This window comes from Bacillus sp. SSR7 (genome assembly GCF_055902415.1).
Map to the genome: position 1 here is coordinate 143,131 of NZ_JBVVXV010000009.1, position 22,091 is coordinate 165,221.

A 22,091-nucleotide genomic window follows, 5' to 3' on the forward strand; every position below is an offset into this window, starting at 1 on the left:
ATATGTATAAGAAATATAGAGAAGAGGAGAGAAAAAATGTGGATCGAGGAATTTTCAAAGAAGTTCCATTACCGTGTGCATTTTTGGATGAAGTAGCTTTAGATAGAAATATTCAATTGATTATAGAATTAAGTGGAAATAAGAAGATTCGTATAGCGAGTAAATCGTTACGTTCTGTTCCGGTTATGCAAAAGATTTTAGCTGCAAATGATCGATTTCAAGGTATCATGTGTTTTTCACCTAGGGAAGCTTTATTTTTAATTGAACAAGGATTCAATGATTTATTGCTCGGATATCCTGCTTATGATGAAAGAGCGTTACATGAAATAAGTTTGCTAACAAAGCAAGGGCTCATTATAACTTGTATGGTGGATTGTGAAGATCATATCGTTTATTTAGAAAAAATTGCTGAGAAGTCTAAAGGATGTTTTCGTGTTTGCTTAGATATTGATATGAGTAGTCATTTTTTTAAGTTTCATTTTGGGGTCAAAAGATCACCGATAAAAGATGTGCAAGGTGCTTTGAAAATAGTAAAAAGGTTGAAAGAATCATCGTTTTTAATCTTAGATGGTGTAATGGGATATGAAGCCCAAATTGCTGGGGTAGGAGATCGCATACCGAATCAACGAGTGAAAAGTAAAGTGATTTCACATTTAAAGAAGAAATCAGTGTTAGAAGTTCCAGAAAGAAGAGGACATATCGTAAAAGAAATACAAAATCTAGGTATTGAACTAAGGTTTGTAAATGGGGGAGGTACAGGAAGTATAAAAACAACTGAACAAGATCATTCAGTTTCAGAGATTACAATAGGTTCGGCTTTTTATGCCCCGAAGCTATTTGATTATTATAAAGAGGTACAATTTCATCCAGCTGTCGGATTTGCTTTACCAGTTGTGCGTAAACCAGCCTCGACAATTTACACTTGTCTAGGTGGCGGATATATCGCCTCAGGAGCAATCGGGAAAGATAAAGAACCTGAGATTTGGAGGCCGGGTGGTGCAAAACTATTAGCTTTAGAAGGCGCTGGTGAAGTGCAAACACCGATTTTTTATAACGGTGAGGAACGAGTAGAGATAGGAGATTCTATCTTATTTCGTCATAGTAAAGCTGGAGAATTATGTGAGCGGTTTCCATTTTTATATCGTGTGAAAGAAGGAGAGATTGTTGGGGAGTATTCAACATATCGGGGGGATGGCCAATGCTTTCTATAAAGGGACAAAAATGGAGAAATTGGACAGGGAATGTAGAAGGAACACCGCATTATACGATGTATCCAGAAAGTATAAAAGATGTAGTAGAAGTTGTAGGGCTTGCGCGAAAGAAAGGGAAGAAAATTCGTGTTGTCGGTTCAGGACACTCGTTTACACCTCTTGTGCAAACGGAAGAAATTCTGGTTTCTTTAGATGAATTGAAGGGAATTGTGAATATTGATACGGAGAAGATGGTTGCCGAAGTATGGGCAGGAACAAAGCTACATGAGCTAGGGAAGTTACTTGAAGAAAAAGGTTATGCGCAAGAAAATTTAGGGGATATTGATTCGCAATCTATTGCAGGAGCAATTAGTACGGGGACGCATGGAACGGGTATTACCTTTGGAAGTTTATCAACACAAGTGATAGAGATTACGGCAGTTTTATCTACAGGTGAGAGTATAGTTTGTTCGGAAACGGAGAATGTACAATATTGGAGAGCTTTTCAGTTGTCTCTTGGAATGTTAGGTATCATTGTAAAAATAAAATTGAAGGTTATTCTAGCCTATTCACTCGTTTATAAAAGTGAAAAACAGTCATTATCTACTGTAATGAACAAGCTAGAAGAATATAAGAAGAATCGCCATTTTGAATTTTTTGTTTTTCCTTATTCAGATGAAGTGCAAGTGAAAATTACAAATGAAACAACAGATAAAAAAAGTGATTTGAAATGGCATAAACTAAAGGTAGAGTTACTTGAAAATAAGATGTTCTCTTTGTTATCTAAAGGATGTAAATGGTTTCCTTCTATAAGTAAAGGAGTAAGTCGATTATCAGCTAGAGCTGTACCGAATACAAAAATAATTGGTCCGAGTTATGAAGTATTTGCTACATCGCGTGCAGTTCCATTTTATGAAATGGAGTATAGTGTTCCTTCAAAGTATATGCAGACCGTTGTAGAAGAAATTTCAAACCTTATTGAAAAGAAAAAGTATAAAGTACACTTCCCAATTGAATGTCGTTATGTGAAAAGGGATGACATATGGCTCAGCCCAGCGTATGGAAGAGATTCTGCGTATATAGCTGTTCATATGTATAAAGGTATGAAGTATGCTGCTTATTTTGGTGAGGTGGAGAAAATTTTTTTAAAGTATGAGGGACGCCCGCATTGGGGGAAAATGCATACGTTAACGTACGAAAAATTACAAAATATATATCCAGAATTGCATTCGTTTCTAAAGGTGAGGAAATTATTAGATGAAGCAGAAATGTTTTCAAATCCTTACACAGAAAAGTTATTTACGATTATGAAAAAAAGCTGACAAAGTATTACTTGTCAGCTTTTTTTAGTACGATTGCATTTCTTGTTTGACTAATTCGCTCGTAAAATAGTAACTTATCACGACTAAATACATGTAATAAGACATGAATAATAAATAGACCGTTAATTACGAGTTGGAATAATAATATAACTACTAATATTAAAGGCTCTTTAAGATTTAAGATAGAGCTACTAGAAAGAATATAATTGATTCCACCTAAAACGAAATAGAATATACCATAACGGATGAATAGTTCCTTCAACGTAATACGATCTGATTTTCCTTTCACGTAAATACGAAGCAATGCTTTACCAATTGTCTTTCCATTCGTAAAGTATGGAATGATAATAAAGTAAATAAAGATCGAACACGTTATGAAAATGAGTTCGTATATGTTCGTGTAAGATTGAATATTAGAAACAAAGAAAGAATTTCCTTTGTTTTTAATGACAGGTACAACGATGGATAAGAAAATCCAATCAATTTGCATCGCGATAAAGCGACGAACGAATCCGACTGGTTTCGTTTCTAAATCAATATGACTATCTAATTCGCTTGCTTTCGGAAGGAAGTACGTAAATATTGGTGCAATGATAAAGCCAATTACGCCGCCTAATGTATTTAAAAACAGATCGTCTATATCAAATAAGCGGTACGCACAATTGTATATACCGTATAGTCCAGTCACTTGTGTTAGCTCGAAAAAGAGTGAAAGACAAAAAGAAATACAAATTGTTTGTAAGAAACTACGTCGGAAATAATAACGTAAGTAAATACCGAATGGAACGGTTAATAGAACGTTAAATGCTACTTGTAAAAACGCAGATTCTTTTAATAGGTAGAAATAAGTAGCTGGTTTCGTTAAAATTGCCGAAGTATGATTACTAATTTCTTGTATGAAATAAAATGGTGATAGTTGCATGTGCTGCGTATTAGCCGGTTGTAGGCTACAAGTATCATATGTTTGTGGTAACGGCAAAATCACAAGAAAATAGGCATTTAATAAGTAAAGTAATAATGAGTACAAAATAAATGAACGCCATTTATTTAAATAACCATACTTTCGGTAGTTAAATATTAAAAAAGGTATTAAGAGAAACATTGCTAAAATAGGAAATAAAATAAATGCTGTTTTTACTGGAAATAAATATGCAGTCAAAATGAAGCTCCTTTCAATAAAAATTCGTTTATCATTATAACGTTAAAAGAGCCTAAAAACAAAATTAAAATATTTAGAAATAGAAAAATTACAAATTTCAATGGAATTAAGTTATACTAAATTTAATATAAGGATATTATGATTATTATAAGTTGAAAGAGGGTACAAGATATGCGATATGAGCTTTTTTCTGTAAGTGGGGATCATATTACAACTTTTGAAAGTGCATGGCGTTTTCAAGAGGGAGAACAGATTTTTGTTCATGATGATCAAACAAAACGAAATTTTATTATTATCCGCCTAACGCATGATGTATTTCAACAAAATAAACATGTTATTCGTTTGTATTGTCAAGAAAAGAAAGTATACGCATAAAAAAGCGAGTCATCCTAGTGTAATAGAATGACTCGCTTTTGATTTGTAAGTTTCACTTTATAAGAAAATAAGAGTAAGTACACCTACGATAATGCAATAGAAAGAGAAATATTTTAAATTTCCTTTTGCCATAATGTTCATAAACCATTTTAATGAAATATACGTCATGATAAATGTTGCGATAAATGCAACGATATATGGTACGAATAATGTATCTAGATTTGGATCTTTTGCAATGTCTGTAATACTTAGTAATAAACCACCTAAGCTAACAGGGATATATAGTAAGAATGAGAAACGAAGAGCCGTTTCCTGCTTCATACCAAGTAACATCGCTGCTACGATTGTTGCACCTGATCGGCTTATTCCAGGAATTAGTGCGCAAGCTTGTGCTAATCCGACGATAATTGCATCTTTCATAGAAAGATCGCCATCATTTTTACGCCCACGCAAGTTTCTAATAATCCAAAGGCCGACAGCGGTAATAAGAAGGGAAATCCCAACCATTTTCACACCTTTTAAGTACTGATCGATGTAATCTTTAAATAAAACACCAATAACACCTGCTGGAATGGTCGCAATGACAAGGTAAATAATAAAGAAGAAATCTGATTTTGCATCTTCTGCTCTTGTAAAGATATAAGATAGACCATTCTTCGTTAGACGAATTAAATCATTTCTATAAATAAGTAATACAGCTAATAATGAAGCTGAATTAACAAGTAGTTCAAAGCTAAACCCTTCTATTTTTAGTCCTAGCAAATGCTGTGCTAAAACGAGGTGACCGCTTGAAGAAATCGGAATCGGTTCTGTTAGTCCTTGGAATAGACCAAGAATTAAATATTTTAAAATGTAGTAAAATTGTTCCATAATAACCTCCTTGTTTAATAGTTGAAAGAAACAACTTGTCCATTATAACAAAGATACGGCTTAATCTTGAGAAGAAATAAATATTCGAAATATAATAAAAATCCCTTATAACAGTATAAGGGATTTTTATTATTAATGAGAAACTACTGTTTCTTCAAGACTTTTCGTTAATTGAACATCGACTTTCTCAGCATCATGAATGTGATTCATAATAGTAGTATTTAACTTTTGGAACATTTGTTGTGTATTAGCGAATTCTCGTAATATATCATCATTACAAGTCTTTTGGTTTTCAATAGCTTTAATAACATTTGTAGCACCGTTTTGTAACGTTTGAATCATAATTAAAATATTTTCGATTCTAGCGTTTGTATCGGCACTCATTTCTACACCTTCATCGACTAAATGCAAATTATCTTTTGTATTATCGTATGCTTTTTCAATCTCTTCTTGAATTTTTTTTGTTAAGTTGCCGATGTTTTTTGTACTTTCAGCGGTACTTTCTGCTAGTTTTCTTACTTCATTGGCAACGACAGCGAATCCTTTACCGTGCTCTCCAGCACGAGCAGCTTCAATACTTGCATTTAAAGCAAGTAAATTTGTTTGTGCTGCAATGTTTTGGATGACTTCTACAATTTGCTCGATTTCTTTTGAACGTTCACTTAAATGATTCATACTATTAGACGTGCGCTGGGATTGTTCACCTAATTTATTAATTACAATAAGTAAACGATGAACAGATTCTTTTCCTTCGTTAGAACAATCAATAATTTCTTCAATAGATTGAATTAAGCTTTGTTCTTTTTGTAACATTTCGTTATTCAATTCATTGGAATGTGTAGTACGTGTTGAAACATTTTCGAAACATGAGCTTAATTGTTGAACTAAATTTTGAAGTGTATTGTGCTGGTTATTTACAAGTTGATGCTCTTGAACAACGCTTTGTACACGATCGTGGATAGAAGAAATAGTCTCTTGTTGTTCAATATCCTTTTGTTTTAATTCTGCTTCTAGTTCTTGTATACGATTTTCTAATTGATCAATTTTATGTTGGAGTGATTTCTTTTGAGTAAACATATATTTATTTCAACCGCCTTTAGAAGTTATATTTTCTCTATATTTGGATTTTAGCATCTTTTATAATTTTTAAATATAGGAATTGTTAAATATTTAAGAATCTATTACATTTTATGCATAATTCCCTTTTTTTCGTCATGAAAAATAAACTGTATTTAATGATATTGTAAACAAACTGTAAAATAAATCATGTATAACTGTATAAGAAGGGAGTCGGATTATGAACTATTTTAAGCGAATCAGTAGTCTAGTATTAGCAGGAATTATAGGTCTTTCTAGTACAGTCGCTGTTAAAGCAGAGTCAAACGACGAGAAACTTAACAACATGCAACAGCAATTGCAGCAAAACGATGCAGAAATGCAAAAGAAAGAGCAAGAGAAGCAAGCTGTTAGTAAAGAAATTCAAGGTATCGAAAACGAACTACATAATTTAAATAATACAATTGCAAAAAATAAAGAGGATCAAGCTGCTATTCAGCGTAAAATCGATGAAACACATAAGCAGATTGAACAAAAAAAGAAAGAGATTGTCGTTTTAGAAGATAAAGTTCTTGCTCGTAAAGATATTATGAGAAAACGTATGGTTTCTGTTCAAAACAGTTCAAATACAAGTTTAGTAGTAGAAGTTGTAGTAGAGTCAAAGAACTTTGCAGACTTCTTACAACGTATGAACGCAGTTTCTACTATTCTAGAAGCTGATAAAGAGATTTTACGTCTACAAGAACAAGACCTTCGTCAAATTGAGGAAGATAAGAAAACAATTGACGAGAAAGAAGCATCTTTAGTAGTAGACAAACAAAAATTAGCAAAAGCACAAGCTGAACTGCAAGATAACTTGAAAAAGCGTCAAGCTAACTTACAAACAGTTCAAGCTAAATATAATCAGGTTGCAAGCCAACTTAATTTAGCGGCAGAAGAAAAAGCTAAAATCGAATCAAACATGAAGGCAGTACAAGAAACGATTGCTCGTGAGCAAGAAGCAGCAAGAATTGCAGCGGAAGAGCGTGCAAAAGCAGAAGCAGCTGCAAAGGCTGAGCAAGAAGCTTTAGCTAAAGCACAAGCAGAAATTGCTGAAAAGAAAAAGCAAGAACAAGCTAGTAAACCAGCTAGTAAACCAGCCGAACCAGTTGCTAATAATAATTCGAAGGTAGAACCTGAACAGCCTTCGAAGCCAACTGCTGGTGGAAGAGAGATCTATGTAGAAGCTACAGCTTATACAGCGGATCCAGCTGAAAATGGTTATGCGCCAGGTCAACAAGTATTTTCTGCATGGGGACACTATAACTTAACTGCAAACCCAGGAATGAAATTAATTGCGGTTGATCCAGCTGTTATTCCATTAGGCTCTACTGTAAAGGTTGACGGGTATGGAGTTGCTATTGCAGCAGACACTGGCGGAGATATTAAAGGTCACAGAATTGATGTTTTAATGCCAGATAAAGGTTCATCAAGTAGCTGGGGCAGAAGAACAGTTAAAGTTACAATTTTAAACTAATACGTAATCCAACTTTACAATACGTAAAGTTGGATTTTTTTATGAAAATAATGTTAAGTTGAGTTTACATTTTGTTAAGGATAGCATACAATGAAATTGAGAGGTGGTAAATTTGGCCATTTTAAATAGAGTGAAGGAATTAAGAGCTCGGTTTAATTTTTCGCAAAGTGTATTAGCAGAAAAAGTTGGAGTGACGAGACAAACAATCGCGGCAATTGAAAAAGGGGATTATGTTCCTTCTTTGTTATTAGCACTTACGATTTGCGATGTGTTCGAGCTCAAGATGGAAGATGTGTTTGTTTTAAATAAGGAGGGGGAAGAGGATGAATAGACTTGTATTTTCCTATATGTTGAATGTACTCTTAATGGTATTAGCAGGTTGGGCATTTATTGAGTTGTATTATTTTACTATCGAAGTTGCGAATTTTATTCAAACGAAGAGGGTACCATTTGAAGTTTCGGTGAGTTTAATGCCAATAGGATTGCTTTTAATATTTGGTATTGTATCGACTGTTCTTTATAAAATTCAGAAGAAAAAATATAAAGAGCTATCATATTGGATGTTTCCACTATTATTTCCTCAAGAAGACGAGCGGGAAAAGGCAATTACAGAAAAGGCTTGTCGTACTACATTTATGTCACTATGGTACGTGTTGCCTTGTGCGGTTGGTTTTTTAACGCTTTCTCCAATTGCTAATCTATATGTTCCTGCATATCCAATATATATTGCATTTAGTATTTTCTTTATTCAAATGACAATTTTCCACGTATCTTTATATCGAAATAAAATCGCTTAAAAAGAAACCTTCTTGCACGTGCAAGAAGGTTTCTTTTTAGCTTATACTTGTACATATAGCAATATTATCTTATCATTTTATATAGAGTAAGATTTTGTAAGGGAAAGGAATTGTATATGAATAAGCAAAGAATTTATAGTATAGTAGCAATCCTCTTATTTGTTGTAGGTGGTGTATTAATCGGCAAGCCATTTTATGATGGATATCAAGCTGAAAAGAAACAGACTGAAAATGTACAGGCTGTCCAAAAGATGGATTATGAAAAACATGAGACGGAATTTGTAGATGCTTCGAAAATTAATCAACCAGATTTGGCAGAAGTAGCGAACGCATCTTTAGATAAGAAACAAGTAATTGGTCGTATTTCGATTCCAAGTGTTTCATTAGAACTTCCTGTTTTAAAGTCTTCTACTGAGAAAAACCTATTATCAGGTGCAGCAACAGTAAAAGAAAATCAAGTAATGGGAAAAGGGAATTATGCATTAGCAGGACATAACATGTCTAAAAAAGGTGTTTTATTTAGTGATATAGCTTCTCTAAAAAAAGGCGATAAAATTTATTTGTATGACAATGAAAACGAATATGAATATGCGGTTACTGGTGTATCTGAAGTAACTCCTGATAAGTGGGAAGTTGTTGAAGATCATGGGAAAGATGAAATCACGCTTATTACATGTGTATCTGTGAAGGATAATTCTAAGCGTTACGTTGTTGCTGGTGATTTAGTAGGAACGAAGGCGAAGAAATAAAAAAGATGAGGGGAAATCCCTCATCTTTTTTAATCCATCCATTTCACTAGCTTCTTAGAAATTAATAATAAAACACAACCTAATACAATTGCTACAGCGCCAATTACAGTAAATACTTCAGCATACCCAAGTGAAGTTGTGAAGCTTGCAAGTTGTCCACCTAAAATGTTGGCGATTCCTGAGCTTGCTAACCATACTCCCATTAATAAAGAAGCAAGTTTTACTGGGGCAAGTGCACTAACCATTGATAGTCCAACAGGTGATAAGAATAGCTCACCTAACGTATGGAAAAGATACGTAAAGACGATAAATAGTAAGTTTGCTTTTTCTGTAATGTTATGTTCATCACTACCTGTTTTTAATGTAGCGATAACGAGAATGATATAACCGATACCGAGCAAGATCATACCAAGTCCCATTTTAGTTGGGATTTTTAAATCACCCTGCTTGCGAGTTGCAAGTTTCGCCCATAATGCTGAAATGACTGGAGCAAGTAAAATAATAAATAATGGATTGACCGATTGGAACCAAGATGTTGGAACTTCCCATCCGAACACAGAGCGGTCTACAAATTTGTTTGTATATAATGTTAATGAGCTACCAGCTTGTTCAAAGCCAGCCCAGAAGAAGACAACGAAGCATGTTAAAATGACGATAACTGCAGTACGTTGTTTTTCTTTTTTTGTTAACGGTGTATCTCCTACTGATGGTTGTCCATCTGTTGTTTGTAAATCGCGAGTTGGTTTTTTACCAATATCACCAAGGAAGCGATTGGATAGTGTTGTAAATAAAATTTGTCCAATGATCATTCCGATTGAAGCGGCTAAGAAACCGTAACGGAATCCGTAATGTACAACGCCATCAACCGTTGTTTTGAATAAATTTTCTGATAAAAATCCGCAAACGAGTGGAGCTAAAAATGATCCGACGTTAATACCCATATAGAAAATGGTAAATGCACTATCACGTTTTGGATCGTTCTCTTCATATAATTCCCCAACCAGTGTAGAGATGTTCGGTTTGAAGAATCCGTTACCGATAATAATAAGCGCTAATCCGAGGTATAGGCCGACTTGGTTTTGCAAGGCAAATAGTGTAAGGTTACCGATTGCCATTGTTATACCACCAATTGTGATTGCTTTTCGTCTACCTAGGAACCGGTCTGTTAAGTATCCACCAATCATTGGTGTGAAATAACAGGCTCCAGTGTAAAATCCGTAAATAGAGAGTGCCCATGCGGGACTAAAACCAAGACCACCGCTTACTAAAGCTGTCGTTAAATATAATGTTAATAATCCTCGTAATCCATAGTAACTAAATCTTTCCCACATTTCTGTAAAGAAGAGTAAGTATAAACCTGGAGGATGTTTCTTTTTTCTTTGTTGTTCTTTTTCTAGTTGTATCGCTGATTCCATGTTATTTTCCTCCTGACACAAACAAAAACAAAGTTAATAATTTTGTACATTTAATATTTTACCTTATTAACTATTATAAGTCAATAAAGGTTGATTTTTCAGAAGAAATTGGAAAAGAGATATAGCTATAGAATGAGTGTTTCTTTTATGTTAGACTATGGACTATGTTTTCTTTGTAAGGAAGCGGGTTTTTGCATTTTTTTATATGTGGAATTGATTTCATAAAAGATGAAATTAAAGAAGGAGAAAGAGATGAAATTGTTACAGAAAAAAGAAATTTTACTTATTAGTCTTATGTTATTCTCAATGTTCTTTGGAGCGGGGAATCTTATATTTCCGCCTTTTCTTGGGTATGAAGCAGGAGAACATGTGTGGATTTCATTAGTAGGGTTTATTATATCAGCAACAGGTCTTCCTATATTGGGAGTTATTGCGATTGCGAAAGCAGGAAGTTTTCAAACGCTAGCGGGTAGAGTTCATTCTTCATTCGCCATTATTTTTCCGTGTATCGTGTATTTATTTATTGGACCAGGCCTTGGCATTCCACGTGCAGGAAGTCTAGCTTTTGAGATGGGACCGGGTCAGCTATTTCCGGAAGCAGGTAGCGTAGTCTTATTATGTTACACAGTTATTTTCTTTAGTATTGTGTACTGGTTAAGTTTATCACCATCTAAATTAATGGGGTTGTTCGGAAAGGTTTTAACACCTTTATTATTAGGTATGATTGCTCTTATCTTTATAAAAAGCATGTTTACATCGGTAGGCAATGTAAAAGAGGCTGCTGGAAACTATGGACAAGCGCCTATGTTCCAAGGGTTTTTAGATGGATATTTAACGATGGATGCATTAGCAGCTTTAATTTTTGGGATTGTGATTGCAAATGCTCTTCGTGCAAAAGGTATTGAAGATGATAAAGGTTTAGCGAAATATATGAGTATTGCTGGAATTGGTGCAGGACTATTATTATCTATTATTTATGTCATACTTGGATATGTCGGTTCAATGAGTGGTTCATTGGGGACATTTGATAATGGCGCGCAAGTGTTAGCACAAGTGATGACTACATTATTTGGACAAGGCGGAGTCATTTTATTAGGTCTTATTTTTACGATCGCGTGTTTATGTGTTTCAATCGGACTTGTTACATCTTGTAGTCAATTTTTCGCAAGTGCATTTCCAAAAGTAGCGTATAAAATTTGGGCATTTATTTTAAGTTTTGTTAGTATGATTTTAGCTAATTTAGGATTAACACAAATTTTAAAAGTATCGGTACCAATTCTTGGATTTATTTATCCAGTTGCATTAACGCTTATTATTTTAGGGTTATTCCATAAGTATATTGGGAAGTATGTATGCATATATCCAGTTACAATTGTGATTGTAGCGGCATTTAGTGCAATCGATATTTTCAATAAAAATGTAATGATGAATCAGTGGACATCAGTATTGAAATACATTCCGTTTTATACAGAAGGTGTTGGATGGATTGTTCCAGCTATTATAGGTGCTTGTATTGGTGTTATCGTGAGTAGTGTTTTAAATAAGAAGAAATGAGTAAAAAGGTGTTTTCCTATTTCGGAAAACACCTTTCTTTTTTGGAAAAATAGTATTGAAAATGAATAGACTAAGAGTATGATAAAGGTAATTGGTAATATATAGGTTTTGAACGGATGATGAGGGGGGAGCGTATGAAGGAGGATTTGAATAAGAAAATAGAAGCACTCGAAACGGCAATTGAAACGATTCAAGAAGCACTTTTTGAATTGAAAGCAAAACAAAGAGAAATAGAAGTAGAAAATGCTCAGCAACATGTTAGTAAGGAAAAGAAAGAATATATTGAAACGGTAATGGAAGAAAAAACAAAAGAAGAAGTAGTTACAATAAAAGAGCCTGTGCAAGAGCGTGAGGTAAAACAAGTAGATATAGCTGCTTTTAAACCAGAACCATTTAATATTATTAAGTTTTGCCAAACGTGGTTGCCACGCATATTTGTCGGTATTATGTTACTTGGAGTAATCTGGTTATTTAAAGCAGGGGTAGATGCGGGACTATTAACACCAGCAATACGAATTGTGTTTGGTATTGTCCTATCAATCGTTTTTTATTATATAGGGGATATTCAAATTAAACGAGAGCGGCAAGCGCTAGGGTTAGTATTAGCAGGAGGAAGTATAACAGGTATAGTTTTAACGACATTTGCGGCACATTATTTATATGGCTTTATTCCAGCGAGTGTCGCGTTTCTATGTAATATCGCATGGGTCATTTTAGGTATTTATGTAGCGAAGAGGTATCAATCGGAATATCTTACTATCTTTGTAGCGGTAGGAGCTTTCTTCGTGCCGTTCTTATTAAATAGTACGACTCCTAATCCGTATATTTTCTTTGGATATGAGACGATACTAACGCTCAGCTTATTATGGTATGCGTTGAAAAATCGTTATCAGTATTTATATATGATTTCTTATGTTGTTGCTGCTATTATTCTTTTTGTCTTCTTTGCTGTTATGTCAATGTTAGTAGAGGATTTGCAAGTCCATTTAACAGTAGTGTATGGTTTAATTCACTTACTATTATTTTGGCATATGCTTACGGAGAGAAGTTTTATAGTAGAGCCACGCTTGGCGATATTTAGTGCGAATGCAGTCTTCTTTATAATAGCCATTTCAAAAATACCTGAATTTACAACATGGGGATTAATGATAAGTGCACTCGTGCACGCTATTATGTTCGTGTTTGAATATAGGAAGAATAGACATTCTACATTTACAAATCTTTTATTTGGTTTCGCAATGGGGGCCTTTAGTTTAGCGATTTTATATGAGTATAGTTTAGTGAATGCAGCGATTGTACTATTATTACAAGGCTTCCTCGGTATGGTGACTTCTATTAAAGTAAAACAACAGATAAAATTGTATGTTAGTGCGACGGTTTACGCAATTGGAATGATACAGACTATTTTTAGCCCGTTTGATCAATTTATTTCGGCAGGCTTTGTTGCTCATCTTATTTTAATAGGAACGCTCTATTATTGCATGAGACAAGCGAAAGATGTATTAGCGAGCTTTGGCAAGTATGTGTATTCTATAGCACTCTATTGGTTTATGGTGATTGTATTTATCACAATTACTAGAATAGGTGAAGTTTTGTCCACAGATGGAAGCATAATAAGTGTATCTGTATCGTTATTATGGATGGTGTATGCATTATTTGCAGTTTGGCTTGGCCGGAATAAAAATATGAATGAAATATTGTATGCAGGCTTAGTCGTGTTAGTTGTAACGATAGGAAAGCTATTCCTTCTAGACTTACCAGAAGTTTCAATGATGATCAGGGCGGTGTTATTCTTAATAGTAGGTAGTATAGGTATCGTTATTTCAAGGATATTTTTCTCAAAAGAAGAGAAGTAAAAAAGAAGGCAATCCATATCCGGATTGCCTTTTTCATTATTTCTTATTAATCGTTACAGTCTCACTATATTTCGCTGTTGTATTTTGACGTAGACGAAGTGTTGCTTGTCCAGTCGTATTTGGATCGATTTGTACGTTCACAATTTTTTCAGCAGAACCTAAGCTGTTTGTTGTGAAAGAAAATGCACTACTATATCCGAAAGTAGATGGCCAAGTGCCGTTTGTATTTTGAACTTTTGCTACTTGTGTACCGCCAGTAGTGAATATACCTAAAGAATAATTATTGTATGTTGTGTTTGGTAATAAGTTATTTACTTGAATTTTGATTTGGAACACTTCATTGTTTGGTAGAGTGCTAGGGTGTGTAACTACGTAGTCATTTGCTGTTACTGCACCGTTATAGCCATATGAACCAGGTTTAAAAGTATTTGTATTAAACCATTGATAACCTGCATTTGGCGCACTCCAAGGTTCAGGTTGTGGCTCAGTTGATAAGCTTGGTTGTTCAAATGTTTGTAAAGTGGTAGGTAAATCAAGTTGTAAACCATTTACTTGATCTAAACTTGTAAATGTCTCTTTTTTCGATAGCCAATTTACGATGTTTTCTAGTAAAATCGCATCGTTTTCTTCTTTATATCCATCGTAAGTTTTCTTTGTTTGACCAGAATCTTCACGAACGTATTTTGGCGTAGCATCTTCAACAGGAGAAGAGTCTCCAATAAAAGCAGCTTTTCCAAGTCCTACTTTTGCGATAGCAGCATAAGGACCCTCTGCAACACCACCGCCGTTATACACACCGCTATCAACAGCGTTATTCCATTTTGATGGGTTTTCTGGAAGATAAACAAGTCCTTTTGCTAGTTTTGGATTTGTAATTGCTAAAGTAGAACCAGCATGCATTGCTACAGATGAAACCCCTTCTGTAATTCCGAATGATTGTTCAGGTGATACAATGTTTTTAGCGGAAACATCACCGATTGCATTATAGCGGAAGCGAATACCGAAGTTGTCAGATAGCCAATCAGAGCTTTCTACTCCTTGCATAGCTTGTGAATTTGCTTCTTCGTTAGACATTCCTTTTGCTGGATTATCCCAAGCACCGCGTCTATATCCGTTAAATACTTCAGAAGAGTCCCAACGATTTTTATTACGATCTGCATTATAATGATCGGCAATGAAGAAAATACTACCGCCATTTTTCACGTATTGTAACATAGCATCTTGTTCTGATTTTTTGTAAGGAATATTTGCTTCTGGAACGATAAACACATTGTAGTTTTTTAAATCTTCGTATGTAATCGGTGTTGATTTACGTAGTTCTTTTACATGATATCCGTTTTGGGCAATGCCGTTTCCGAAATCAGAAAAGCCACCATCGATAACCCAGTCAGCTGTCCCAGCCGTTTGACCGTGTGTATTATCGAATAATACTTTCTTCCCATTGTTTTGATTTACAACTTTTGCAGCAATTTCAGGAGCTGGGTCTACAGAGCTTTCTGCATAAGTAGACGGTATGAACGAAGCCCCTATACTTAGTGTAATTGCTGTTGCTAAAGAAAATGTAATCCATTTTTTATTCTTCATAGAAGAATCCCCCTAATAAAAAATATATGTGCTTTAATAATGTAATTTATTTTTCTGTAAAAATAAAGACGGAAAACATAAAAAATATTAAAAATTTGTAAAAATAACGTGAATTTTGTTGAGAAATATTTATATAGACATAAAACATCCCTTCCAAGTAATAAGGAAGGGATGTTTTGTTTAACTAATTTTTGAATTAGGCGTTTCATCAATTTTATGAAAACCTTTCATGTAATATACGATAGCTAGACCAATAAGCCAAATTGGGCCAACAATTAATGCAATTCTTGTATCTTCTGAATACGCCATTATACCTAATACGAGTGCAAGAAAAGCGAGTGAGAAATATGAACTTATTGGGTATAAAGGCATTTTATACGACAACTTTTGTTTGTTTTGCATAGGCAAACTTTTACGGAATTTAATTTGAGCGACTAATATAATGCCCCAAGTCCAAATTGCTCCGAAAGTTGAAATGCTAGTAAGCCATGTAAACACTTTTGCGGGTACAAGATAGTTTAATATAACACCAATGAGTAAAACGATAGCAGTTGCTACAATTCCTTGACTTGGAATGCCATTTTTATTTAAACGACCAAATCTTTCCGGAGCTTTTTTCTGCTGAGCTAATGTATACAGCATACGGCCTGTACTAAATAAACCACCATTACAAGAAGAAAGAGCTGCTGTTAATACGACAAAGTTAATAATCCCTGCTGCTTTTGCGATACCGATTTGTTGGAATGTTAATACGAATGGACTTCCTTTCTCACCAAGTTCGTTCCATGGATAAATTGCCATCATAACGAATAGAGCCCCAACGTAGAACAGTAATATTCTCCAAAATACGTTATCGATTGCTTTTGCGAGTGTTTTTTTCGGATTTTGAGCTTCACCCGCTGTAACACCGATTAGTTCAACACCTAAATAAGCGAATAACACCATTTGTAAAGAGAGTAATAAACCAGAGAAACCATTCGGGAACCAGCCACCATGTGACCAAAGGTTTGAAATGCCGGTAGCGATACCGCCGTTTCCGAATCCGAATAAAATAATACCAGCTCCAACAATTATCATACAGATAATTGTGACAATCTTTATGAGAGCAAACCAAAATTCAAGTTCTCCAAATACTTTTACAGATAAGAAGTTGAAAGCACTCATTAATAATAGAGCGAGTAAAGCCCAAGTCCAGCGAGGGATATCCGGGAACCAGTACTGCATGTAAATGCCAGCTGCTGTAATTTCAGCCATACAAGTAACAACCCATAAGAACCAGTAGTTCCAACCGGTAATATAGCCAGCTAGTGGTCCAAGGTAATCATAAGCATATTTACTAAAAGAACCGGCAACAGGTTGTTCAATTGCCATTTCTCCGAGTGCTCGCATAATGAAAAAAATAACGAGTCCAGCGATCATATAACCTAGTAAAATAGAAGGACCAGCTAGTTTAATAGCAGAAGCGGATCCTAAAAATAGTCCAACGCCAATAGCTGAACCGAGTGACATTAAAGTAATATGTCGTTCTTTTAAACCTCGATTTAAAGTTTCAGATTTGTTTGTGTGCTGCATGAGAAGAATCCTCCTTGTAGAGTGAACGATATTTGAATGCGTTTACTAAATATTTAACTATTTCAAATTATAAAACATTTCTATCTGTTATGCTACAAAAATAAACATGATTAACTGTACTACATCTGTACTTGTCAGACTTAAACTTAAAATTCGAACTATTAGTGAATATATTGACTCTTCTTTTTATTGATTGTTAAGATTAAGTATTATATTTTCTCACATACTAGTAAGAAAAAGAATGTGTGATAATAATTCAGATGTAGGAAGGGTACATAAACATGTTTCAATTACAAAAATATAACACTTCTGTGAAGCAAGAGCTTTTAGCTGGCATCACAACTTTTTTTACATTTGCGTATATTCTTGTCATCAATCCGAAAATATTATCTGATGCAGGTGTACCATTTGATCAAGCTTTTACAGCAACTATTATTGCGACGGTTGTAGGGACGCTATGTATGGCGTTTTTAGCTAACTATCCAATTGTTATTGCTCCAGCTATGGGAATGAATGCGTATTTTGCTTATTCTGTTGTTCAACAGGCAGAGGGGATTACATATGTCATTGCGTTTTCAGCAGTATTTGTAACGGGTATCATTTTTCTTTTATTATCTTTCACTTCATTTAGGCAAAAGCTAATTGTCGCAATTCCAGATAGTTTAAAACATGCAATTGCAGGTGGAATTGGACTATTTATTGCTTTTATTGGATTACGCCTTTCTGGAATTATCGTTGATCATCCATCTAATTTAGTTACGATTGGTGATTTTCATTCTCCAGCCGTTATTTTAACTTTAATTGGTTTAATATTAGCGGCGGTATTAATGGCATTGCGTGTGAGCGGTGCATTATTTATTAGTATGATTGTGACAGGAATTATCGCCTTCTTTACAGGGCAGCTGAAGTTTACGGATAAAATTGTTGCGATGCCTCATTTACCAGAGGGGATTATCGTTTCAAATCCAATCAACGCTTTTTCAGATGTAATTGAATACGGATTATATGGCGTTGTATTTTCATTTTTACTTGTACTGTTATTTGATACAACAGGTGCATTACTCGGTTTAATTAAACAAGCAGGTTTAATTACAGATAATACAGAGAAGCGTTTTGGTAAAGCGTTTATTGCGGATGCAATTGGTGGGACTACAGGCTCTATCTTTGGGACAAGTCCAACAGCAGCGACGATTGAATCGTCAGCTGGTATTGCTGCAGGTGGTAAAACAGGATTAACAGGTATTGTAGTAGTTGGCCTAACGATTATAACAGCATTTTTCAGCCCTGTTATTGCTTCTTTATCAAGCGTAGCCGCTATTACAGCTCCTTCATTAATTATTGTAGGTAGTTTAATGGCACAGAGTATTCGTGATATTAATTGGAATGAATTTGAAGATGCATTACCAGCATTTTTAATTTTCGTCGGTATTCCGTTAACGTCTAGTATTGCGAATGGAATTGCAATTGGATTTTTAGTGTATCCAGTCTTAAAAATTGTGAAAGGAAAAGGGATGGAAGTACATCCGTTACTATACTTATTTACAATTTTATTTGGATGTCACTTATTCTTATAATATAGAAATAGGAGAGGAGCTTCTTATGAGAGGCTCCTTTTTTGTGTATAATAAAGTGAAAATGAAATTAGTTACGTAAAATATAAATTACCTAATGGAACATATATGTTACAATGAGGGTAGAGGAGGAACATGAATGGCTGTAAGTAAAATAAAAGTCGCGCGTGTTCAGTTAGATTTAACACAGCAACAATTAGCAGAAAAAGTAGGCGTTACAAGGCAAACGATTAGTTTAATTGAGAAGGGGAAATATAACCCGTCTTTAGATTTATGTTTGAAAATTTGTTATGCAGTAGACAAAACATTGAATGATTTATTTTGGGAGGACGAGGAGTGAGGGGGTGAGAATCGTGAAAGATGAACGTTTAATGATTGAGGGGCTAAAACATATTAGGCTAGTTTTCATCTTACAAAATATTTTTATACTAGGTATTGTTTTTTATCGCTACGTTTTGCAAGATGCAGGATATGAAAGTGTTTCGGATTTATTAATAGTGTTTATGGGCGGGATCATAATTATTAACTTTTTAAACTTGAAAAATTCAGTGGAAGTGTATGAGCATACAGGGGGAGTATCACGTAGCTATTTCATGAAACTATTATTAATTCCTGTAGGTATTGTTATTGGGATTTTAGCTATTTGTATCGTTGTCACACCAGATATTTCAATAAAGGAAATTAGTATGACAGGACTTATTATGTTTGCTTGTTTTTTAGTTCCTAGTCTGTTTATATACATATATATGAAAAAAATAAAAAGTGAAGATTGAAATATAAGAAAAGCTTTCCCGTATTGCGGAAAGCTTTTCTTATATTCTTTTATACAGTACTTTATGAAGGCCAATTGGTTCAATTTCAAAGATTTCACCATGTTCTTGGAAGCCTAAGCGCTTGTAATAGTCAGCTACAGTAATTCGTCCATTACACCATAACATATTTGCTTGACGCTCTTGTAAGATTTGTTCTGCTTTCTGAATTAAGGAGCTTCCAGCGTGGTTGTTTCGAAATTCTGGTAATGTGGCCATTCCTCGTAGACGATAATGAATACCTGTAGGTAAGTCAGGATATATTTCTTTTGAGAAGGAAGCGATACTAATTAGTTTATCATTTATAAATGCCCCTAAGTGAAAGCTGTCTGTTTCATAGTCGGAGGGGTATTTACAATCTGCTAATGTTTGACTCGGGCGCAAAATTTTTTGGCGTAATACGTAAGTTTCAGATCCATCAATATTTTTCACGGTAATCATATTAACACCCTTTCTTATAACGCTTTTTCTGTTAATTGTATAAAGAAATAGGCAGGTGCGGCGAAAAGTCCGAGTATGCTAGCGGTTCCGAGAAGGAGTGAAAGTAAGAGGCAAGAGTACTTTATTCCATTCGACTTTTTCCATCCGTAACTACAAATTTCAATGCTAACACCGATGAGAATAATGGCCACGAGTATTTCGGCTAATAATAAGAGAGCTAAAGTTATAATAGACATAATGTAATCCATCCTCATAATATGTGATAGTAACATTTTACCATATGAAATGGAAAAAAATGCCCCTCAATTATATGAGAGGCATTTTTCTATTCTAATATGCTTTTTAATGTATCGATATGTTCTTTTGAGCCTGTTACAAGTAATGTATCACCGTGTTGTAGTCTTGTATCACCATGTGGGATTAATGCTTTATTCCCACGATAAATTTGAATGACTAGTACATCACCTAAAAATGGAAGGCGACGAAGTGCAACACCGTTATATGTATTGCTCCGTAGTTCAACTTCACGGACTGTTTCGTTTGCTGTTGTAATTAAGCGAACGAGACTCGGTTTATCAATTAGCGCACGTAATAGAATACGTGTAGAGTTAATTGTTGAGAAGACAGCGATATGTTCTTGCGTTGCTTTTTCTTGTAGAAGTGGATCTTCTACACTTGCAATAACATGTTCAACACCTAGTTCTTTTGCGTGTTCTGCTAATAATAAATTTTGCTCATCATCACTTGTTGCAACAACAACTCGGTCTGCATGAAAGGCTGTTTGTTCAGTTAACGATGCAATTGTGATGTCATCTAATTTCACGATAGGGAAGTCATGTGATTTCGCTTCCTGATCATTTATTTTGTTTTGACGCATCATATATAGTGTTACGTCATAATCTTCTCGCTTTAAATCAAGTGATAACGGAAGGGTAATTCTGCTCGCACCAATAATAGAAACTTTTGGTTTTGGCGTTTCTACTTTTGGGAACATCTTTTTAAATAATATAGGTGCAAAAATACAAGTAATAACTGCGCTTAAAATAAGGGAAGCAGATAAACTTGGACTGATGATCCCTAGCTTTTCACCAATTTGTGCAGCTGCAATAACTAAAGAAAGTGTCGATGTTAATAAGATGGCACTCCCCAGTACGATATTACGTGGATACCATTTTCGTAAAACGAGTGATGGTAACAGCTTTGAAATAAAGAGTCCTACAATTAGAATTGGAATCATTAGCATGCTAGAAGGCTCTTTAAAAATAGACCAAACCTCTAAATTTACACCAACCATTACGAAGAAAATAGGGATGAAGAAACCGTATCCGATAGAATCCAGTTTTTCGACCATATCTTCATTTGGTGATAATAATGATACGAGTACACCTGCTAAGAAGGCACCTAAAATATTTTCAGCTCCAACGGATTCAGATAACCCAACTAATATTAAGATGAGTGCAAAAACAGCTCGTGTATCAATTTGTACACTTCCAGCTTTTAAGCTATCCAAGTATGGAATGTTTTTAAAACGTTTTGCAACGAAGTAAATAACAATACCAGCACCGAATAGAAGAAGAAGGAGCCACATGCTTTGGCCGCTTTCGGAATTTAATCCAACGAATACAGCGAGTAAAATCATTGTAACTAAATCTGCAATAACAGCGACTAATAAAATGATTTGCCCAATTGCTGTTTTTCCTAAGTTATTCTCTTTTAATGTTGGTACGACAACACCTAAAGAGATTGTTGAAATGATTAAAGTCATAAACATTGCATTATCTACAAATCCTAGCCATACGAATAGTAGTGATAGGGCATAAGATAAGATGAAAATAAATAAGAAGATAATACTTGCTGCTTGGAATGTGTTTGGTTCGTTTGTCGTGTTCTTTTTCCCTTTTTGTTTAAAGATAGAAAAATCAATTTCTAAACCGCTTAAAAACATAAGAAAGATAAATCCTAGTGTCGATAAGACTTGTAGCCACATATCTGGCTCAATAATATTAAACCCACTTTTACCTACAAAGATTCCTGCGATGATTTCTGCAACAACGACAGGAAGTGCTTTTAATTTAAAGCGTTGTAACAAAAGGGGAACGAAAAACGCGATTGCAACGACAACCATAAGTGATAGAACAGAAGTGTGATGTTCCATTGCGTTCTCTCCCTTCAAATAAATATAGTACCTATTTAGCCATATAATAGGTAGAAAAGCAACGCATATGGATTCGATTTCATAAAGAAAGAGTTTTCTT

At 34.6% G+C, this 22,091-nt stretch carries 21 protein-coding genes; 12 read left to right on the forward strand and 9 right to left on the reverse strand.

Annotated features, from left to right (window positions below):
* The first annotated feature begins 38 nt into the window (after positions 1–38).
* Together AC0NJG_RS17185 and AC0NJG_RS17190 are read left to right on the forward strand one after the other, a co-directional pair.
* Entirely contained in the window at positions 39–1,211 is a 1,173-nt protein-coding gene (locus AC0NJG_RS17185; RefSeq protein ID WP_087997414.1) for an amino acid deaminase/aldolase, read from the forward strand.
* Complete coding sequence (locus tag AC0NJG_RS17190) at positions 1,199–2,512, forward strand: D-arabinono-1,4-lactone oxidase (protein WP_143880793.1); 1,314 nt, start codon at positions 1,199–1,201, stop codon at positions 2,510–2,512. Before AC0NJG_RS17185 ends, AC0NJG_RS17190 begins: the two co-directional genes overlap by 13 nt.
* Before the next feature lie 7 nt (positions 2,513–2,519).
* Here the strand turns inward: AC0NJG_RS17190 and AC0NJG_RS17195 are convergent, their stop codons facing one another.
* Entirely contained in the window at positions 2,520–3,671 is a 1,152-nt protein-coding gene (locus AC0NJG_RS17195) for a VanZ family protein (RefSeq protein WP_087997412.1), read from the reverse strand.
* Positions 3,672–3,842: 171 nt separating this feature from the next.
* On the opposite strand from AC0NJG_RS17195, the gene AC0NJG_RS17200 reads away from it, so the two are divergent.
* On the forward strand, positions 3,843–4,046 hold the full coding sequence (locus tag AC0NJG_RS17200; protein ID WP_001268332.1) for a hypothetical protein: 204 nt from the start codon (positions 3,843–3,845) through the stop codon (positions 4,044–4,046).
* Positions 4,047–4,103: 57 nt separating this feature from the next.
* Here the strand turns inward: AC0NJG_RS17200 and AC0NJG_RS17205 are convergent, their stop codons facing one another.
* On the reverse strand, positions 4,104–4,916 hold the full coding sequence (locus tag AC0NJG_RS17205) for an undecaprenyl-diphosphate phosphatase (protein ID WP_000434782.1): 813 nt from the start codon (positions 4,914–4,916) through the stop codon (positions 4,104–4,106).
* A gap of 132 nt (positions 4,917–5,048) precedes the next feature.
* Complete coding sequence (locus AC0NJG_RS17210; protein WP_087953819.1) at positions 5,049–5,993, reverse strand: methyl-accepting chemotaxis protein; 945 nt, start codon at positions 5,991–5,993, stop codon at positions 5,049–5,051.
* 220 nt (positions 5,994–6,213) lie between these two features.
* Here AC0NJG_RS17210 and AC0NJG_RS17215 point away from each other — a divergent pair, with 220 nt between their 5' ends.
* From AC0NJG_RS17215 to AC0NJG_RS17230, 4 genes are all read left to right on the forward strand, one after another.
* Positions 6,214–7,488: a 3D domain-containing protein gene (locus AC0NJG_RS17215; protein WP_087953818.1), complete on the forward strand. Its 1,275-nt coding sequence runs from the start codon at positions 6,214–6,216 to the stop codon at positions 7,486–7,488.
* Positions 7,489–7,600: 112 nt separating this feature from the next.
* Positions 7,601–7,819 (forward strand): helix-turn-helix transcriptional regulator, encoded by a 219-nt coding sequence (locus AC0NJG_RS17220; RefSeq protein ID WP_140168788.1) that lies wholly within the window; start codon positions 7,601–7,603, stop codon positions 7,817–7,819.
* Complete coding sequence (locus AC0NJG_RS17225; protein WP_001081111.1) at positions 7,812–8,285, forward strand: hypothetical protein; 474 nt, start codon at positions 7,812–7,814, stop codon at positions 8,283–8,285. The genes AC0NJG_RS17220 and AC0NJG_RS17225 overlap by 8 nt, the downstream gene beginning before the upstream one ends.
* 116 nt (positions 8,286–8,401) lie before the next feature.
* Entirely contained in the window at positions 8,402–9,034 is a 633-nt protein-coding gene (locus AC0NJG_RS17230; protein WP_001041721.1) for a class A sortase, read from the forward strand.
* A 29-nt stretch (positions 9,035–9,063) separates the two neighbouring features.
* On the opposite strand, the gene AC0NJG_RS17235 is transcribed toward AC0NJG_RS17230, so the two are convergent.
* A complete protein-coding gene (locus AC0NJG_RS17235; RefSeq protein WP_087953816.1) occupies positions 9,064–10,449 on the reverse strand; it encodes a peptide MFS transporter in 1,386 nt (461 codons plus the stop codon).
* A gap of 252 nt (positions 10,450–10,701) precedes the next feature.
* On the opposite strand from AC0NJG_RS17235, the gene brnQ1 reads away from it, so the two are divergent.
* Positions 10,702–12,003 carry a branched-chain amino acid transport system II carrier protein BrnQ1 gene (gene brnQ1, locus AC0NJG_RS17240; RefSeq protein WP_143880795.1) on the forward strand — a complete coding sequence of 434 codons (1,302 nt, stop codon included), beginning with the start codon at positions 10,702–10,704 and terminating at the stop codon, positions 12,001–12,003.
* Positions 12,004–12,137: 134 nt separating this feature from the next.
* Complete coding sequence (locus tag AC0NJG_RS17245) at positions 12,138–13,859, forward strand: DUF2339 domain-containing protein (protein WP_087997406.1); 1,722 nt, start codon at positions 12,138–12,140, stop codon at positions 13,857–13,859.
* Positions 13,860–13,895: 36 nt separating this feature from the next.
* Here AC0NJG_RS17245 and AC0NJG_RS17250 read toward each other — a convergent pair whose 3' ends face one another.
* Positions 13,896–15,443, reverse strand: coding sequence for a DNA-binding protein (locus AC0NJG_RS17250; protein ID WP_000791499.1), 1,548 nt, complete (start codon positions 15,441–15,443; stop codon positions 13,896–13,898).
* Positions 15,444–15,623: 180 nt separating this feature from the next.
* Positions 15,624–17,015, reverse strand: a complete 1,392-nt coding sequence (locus tag AC0NJG_RS17255) for an amino acid permease (RefSeq protein ID WP_001164885.1) — start codon at positions 17,013–17,015, stop codon at positions 15,624–15,626.
* A 281-nt stretch (positions 17,016–17,296) separates the two neighbouring features.
* Here AC0NJG_RS17255 and AC0NJG_RS17260 point away from each other — a divergent pair, with 281 nt between their 5' ends.
* The 3 genes from AC0NJG_RS17260 to AC0NJG_RS17270 all read left to right on the forward strand — a co-directional run bounded on the left by AC0NJG_RS17260 (position 17,297) and on the right by AC0NJG_RS17270 (position 19,359).
* The gene (locus AC0NJG_RS17260; RefSeq protein WP_000487206.1) at positions 17,297–18,589 is read left to right on the forward strand and encodes an NCS2 family permease; all 1,293 of its coding nucleotides are present in this window, start codon (positions 17,297–17,299) and stop codon (positions 18,587–18,589) included.
* 136 nt (positions 18,590–18,725) lie between these two features.
* Positions 18,726–18,926 (forward strand): helix-turn-helix transcriptional regulator, encoded by a 201-nt coding sequence (locus tag AC0NJG_RS17265; RefSeq protein ID WP_000301179.1) that lies wholly within the window; start codon positions 18,726–18,728, stop codon positions 18,924–18,926.
* Positions 18,927–18,930: 4 nt separating this feature from the next.
* Positions 18,931–19,359 (forward strand): hypothetical protein, encoded by a 429-nt coding sequence (locus AC0NJG_RS17270; RefSeq protein ID WP_087953812.1) that lies wholly within the window; start codon positions 18,931–18,933, stop codon positions 19,357–19,359.
* Between the two features lie 39 nt (positions 19,360–19,398).
* On the opposite strand, the gene AC0NJG_RS17275 is transcribed toward AC0NJG_RS17270, so the two are convergent.
* The 3 genes from AC0NJG_RS17275 to AC0NJG_RS17285 are packed head-to-tail and all read right to left on the reverse strand — an operon-like array spanning position 19,399 to position 21,991.
* Positions 19,399–19,836: a GNAT family N-acetyltransferase gene (locus tag AC0NJG_RS17275; protein WP_000633755.1), complete on the reverse strand. Its 438-nt coding sequence runs from the start codon at positions 19,834–19,836 to the stop codon at positions 19,399–19,401.
* Between the two features lie 14 nt (positions 19,837–19,850).
* Positions 19,851–20,108 (reverse strand): DUF4022 family protein, encoded by a 258-nt coding sequence (locus AC0NJG_RS17280; protein ID WP_003296716.1) that lies wholly within the window; start codon positions 20,106–20,108, stop codon positions 19,851–19,853.
* A gap of 53 nt (positions 20,109–20,161) precedes the next feature.
* Positions 20,162–21,991, reverse strand: coding sequence for a monovalent cation:proton antiporter family protein (locus tag AC0NJG_RS17285; protein WP_474063245.1), 1,830 nt, complete (start codon positions 21,989–21,991; stop codon positions 20,162–20,164).
* Between the last annotated feature and the right edge of the window lie 100 nt (positions 21,992–22,091).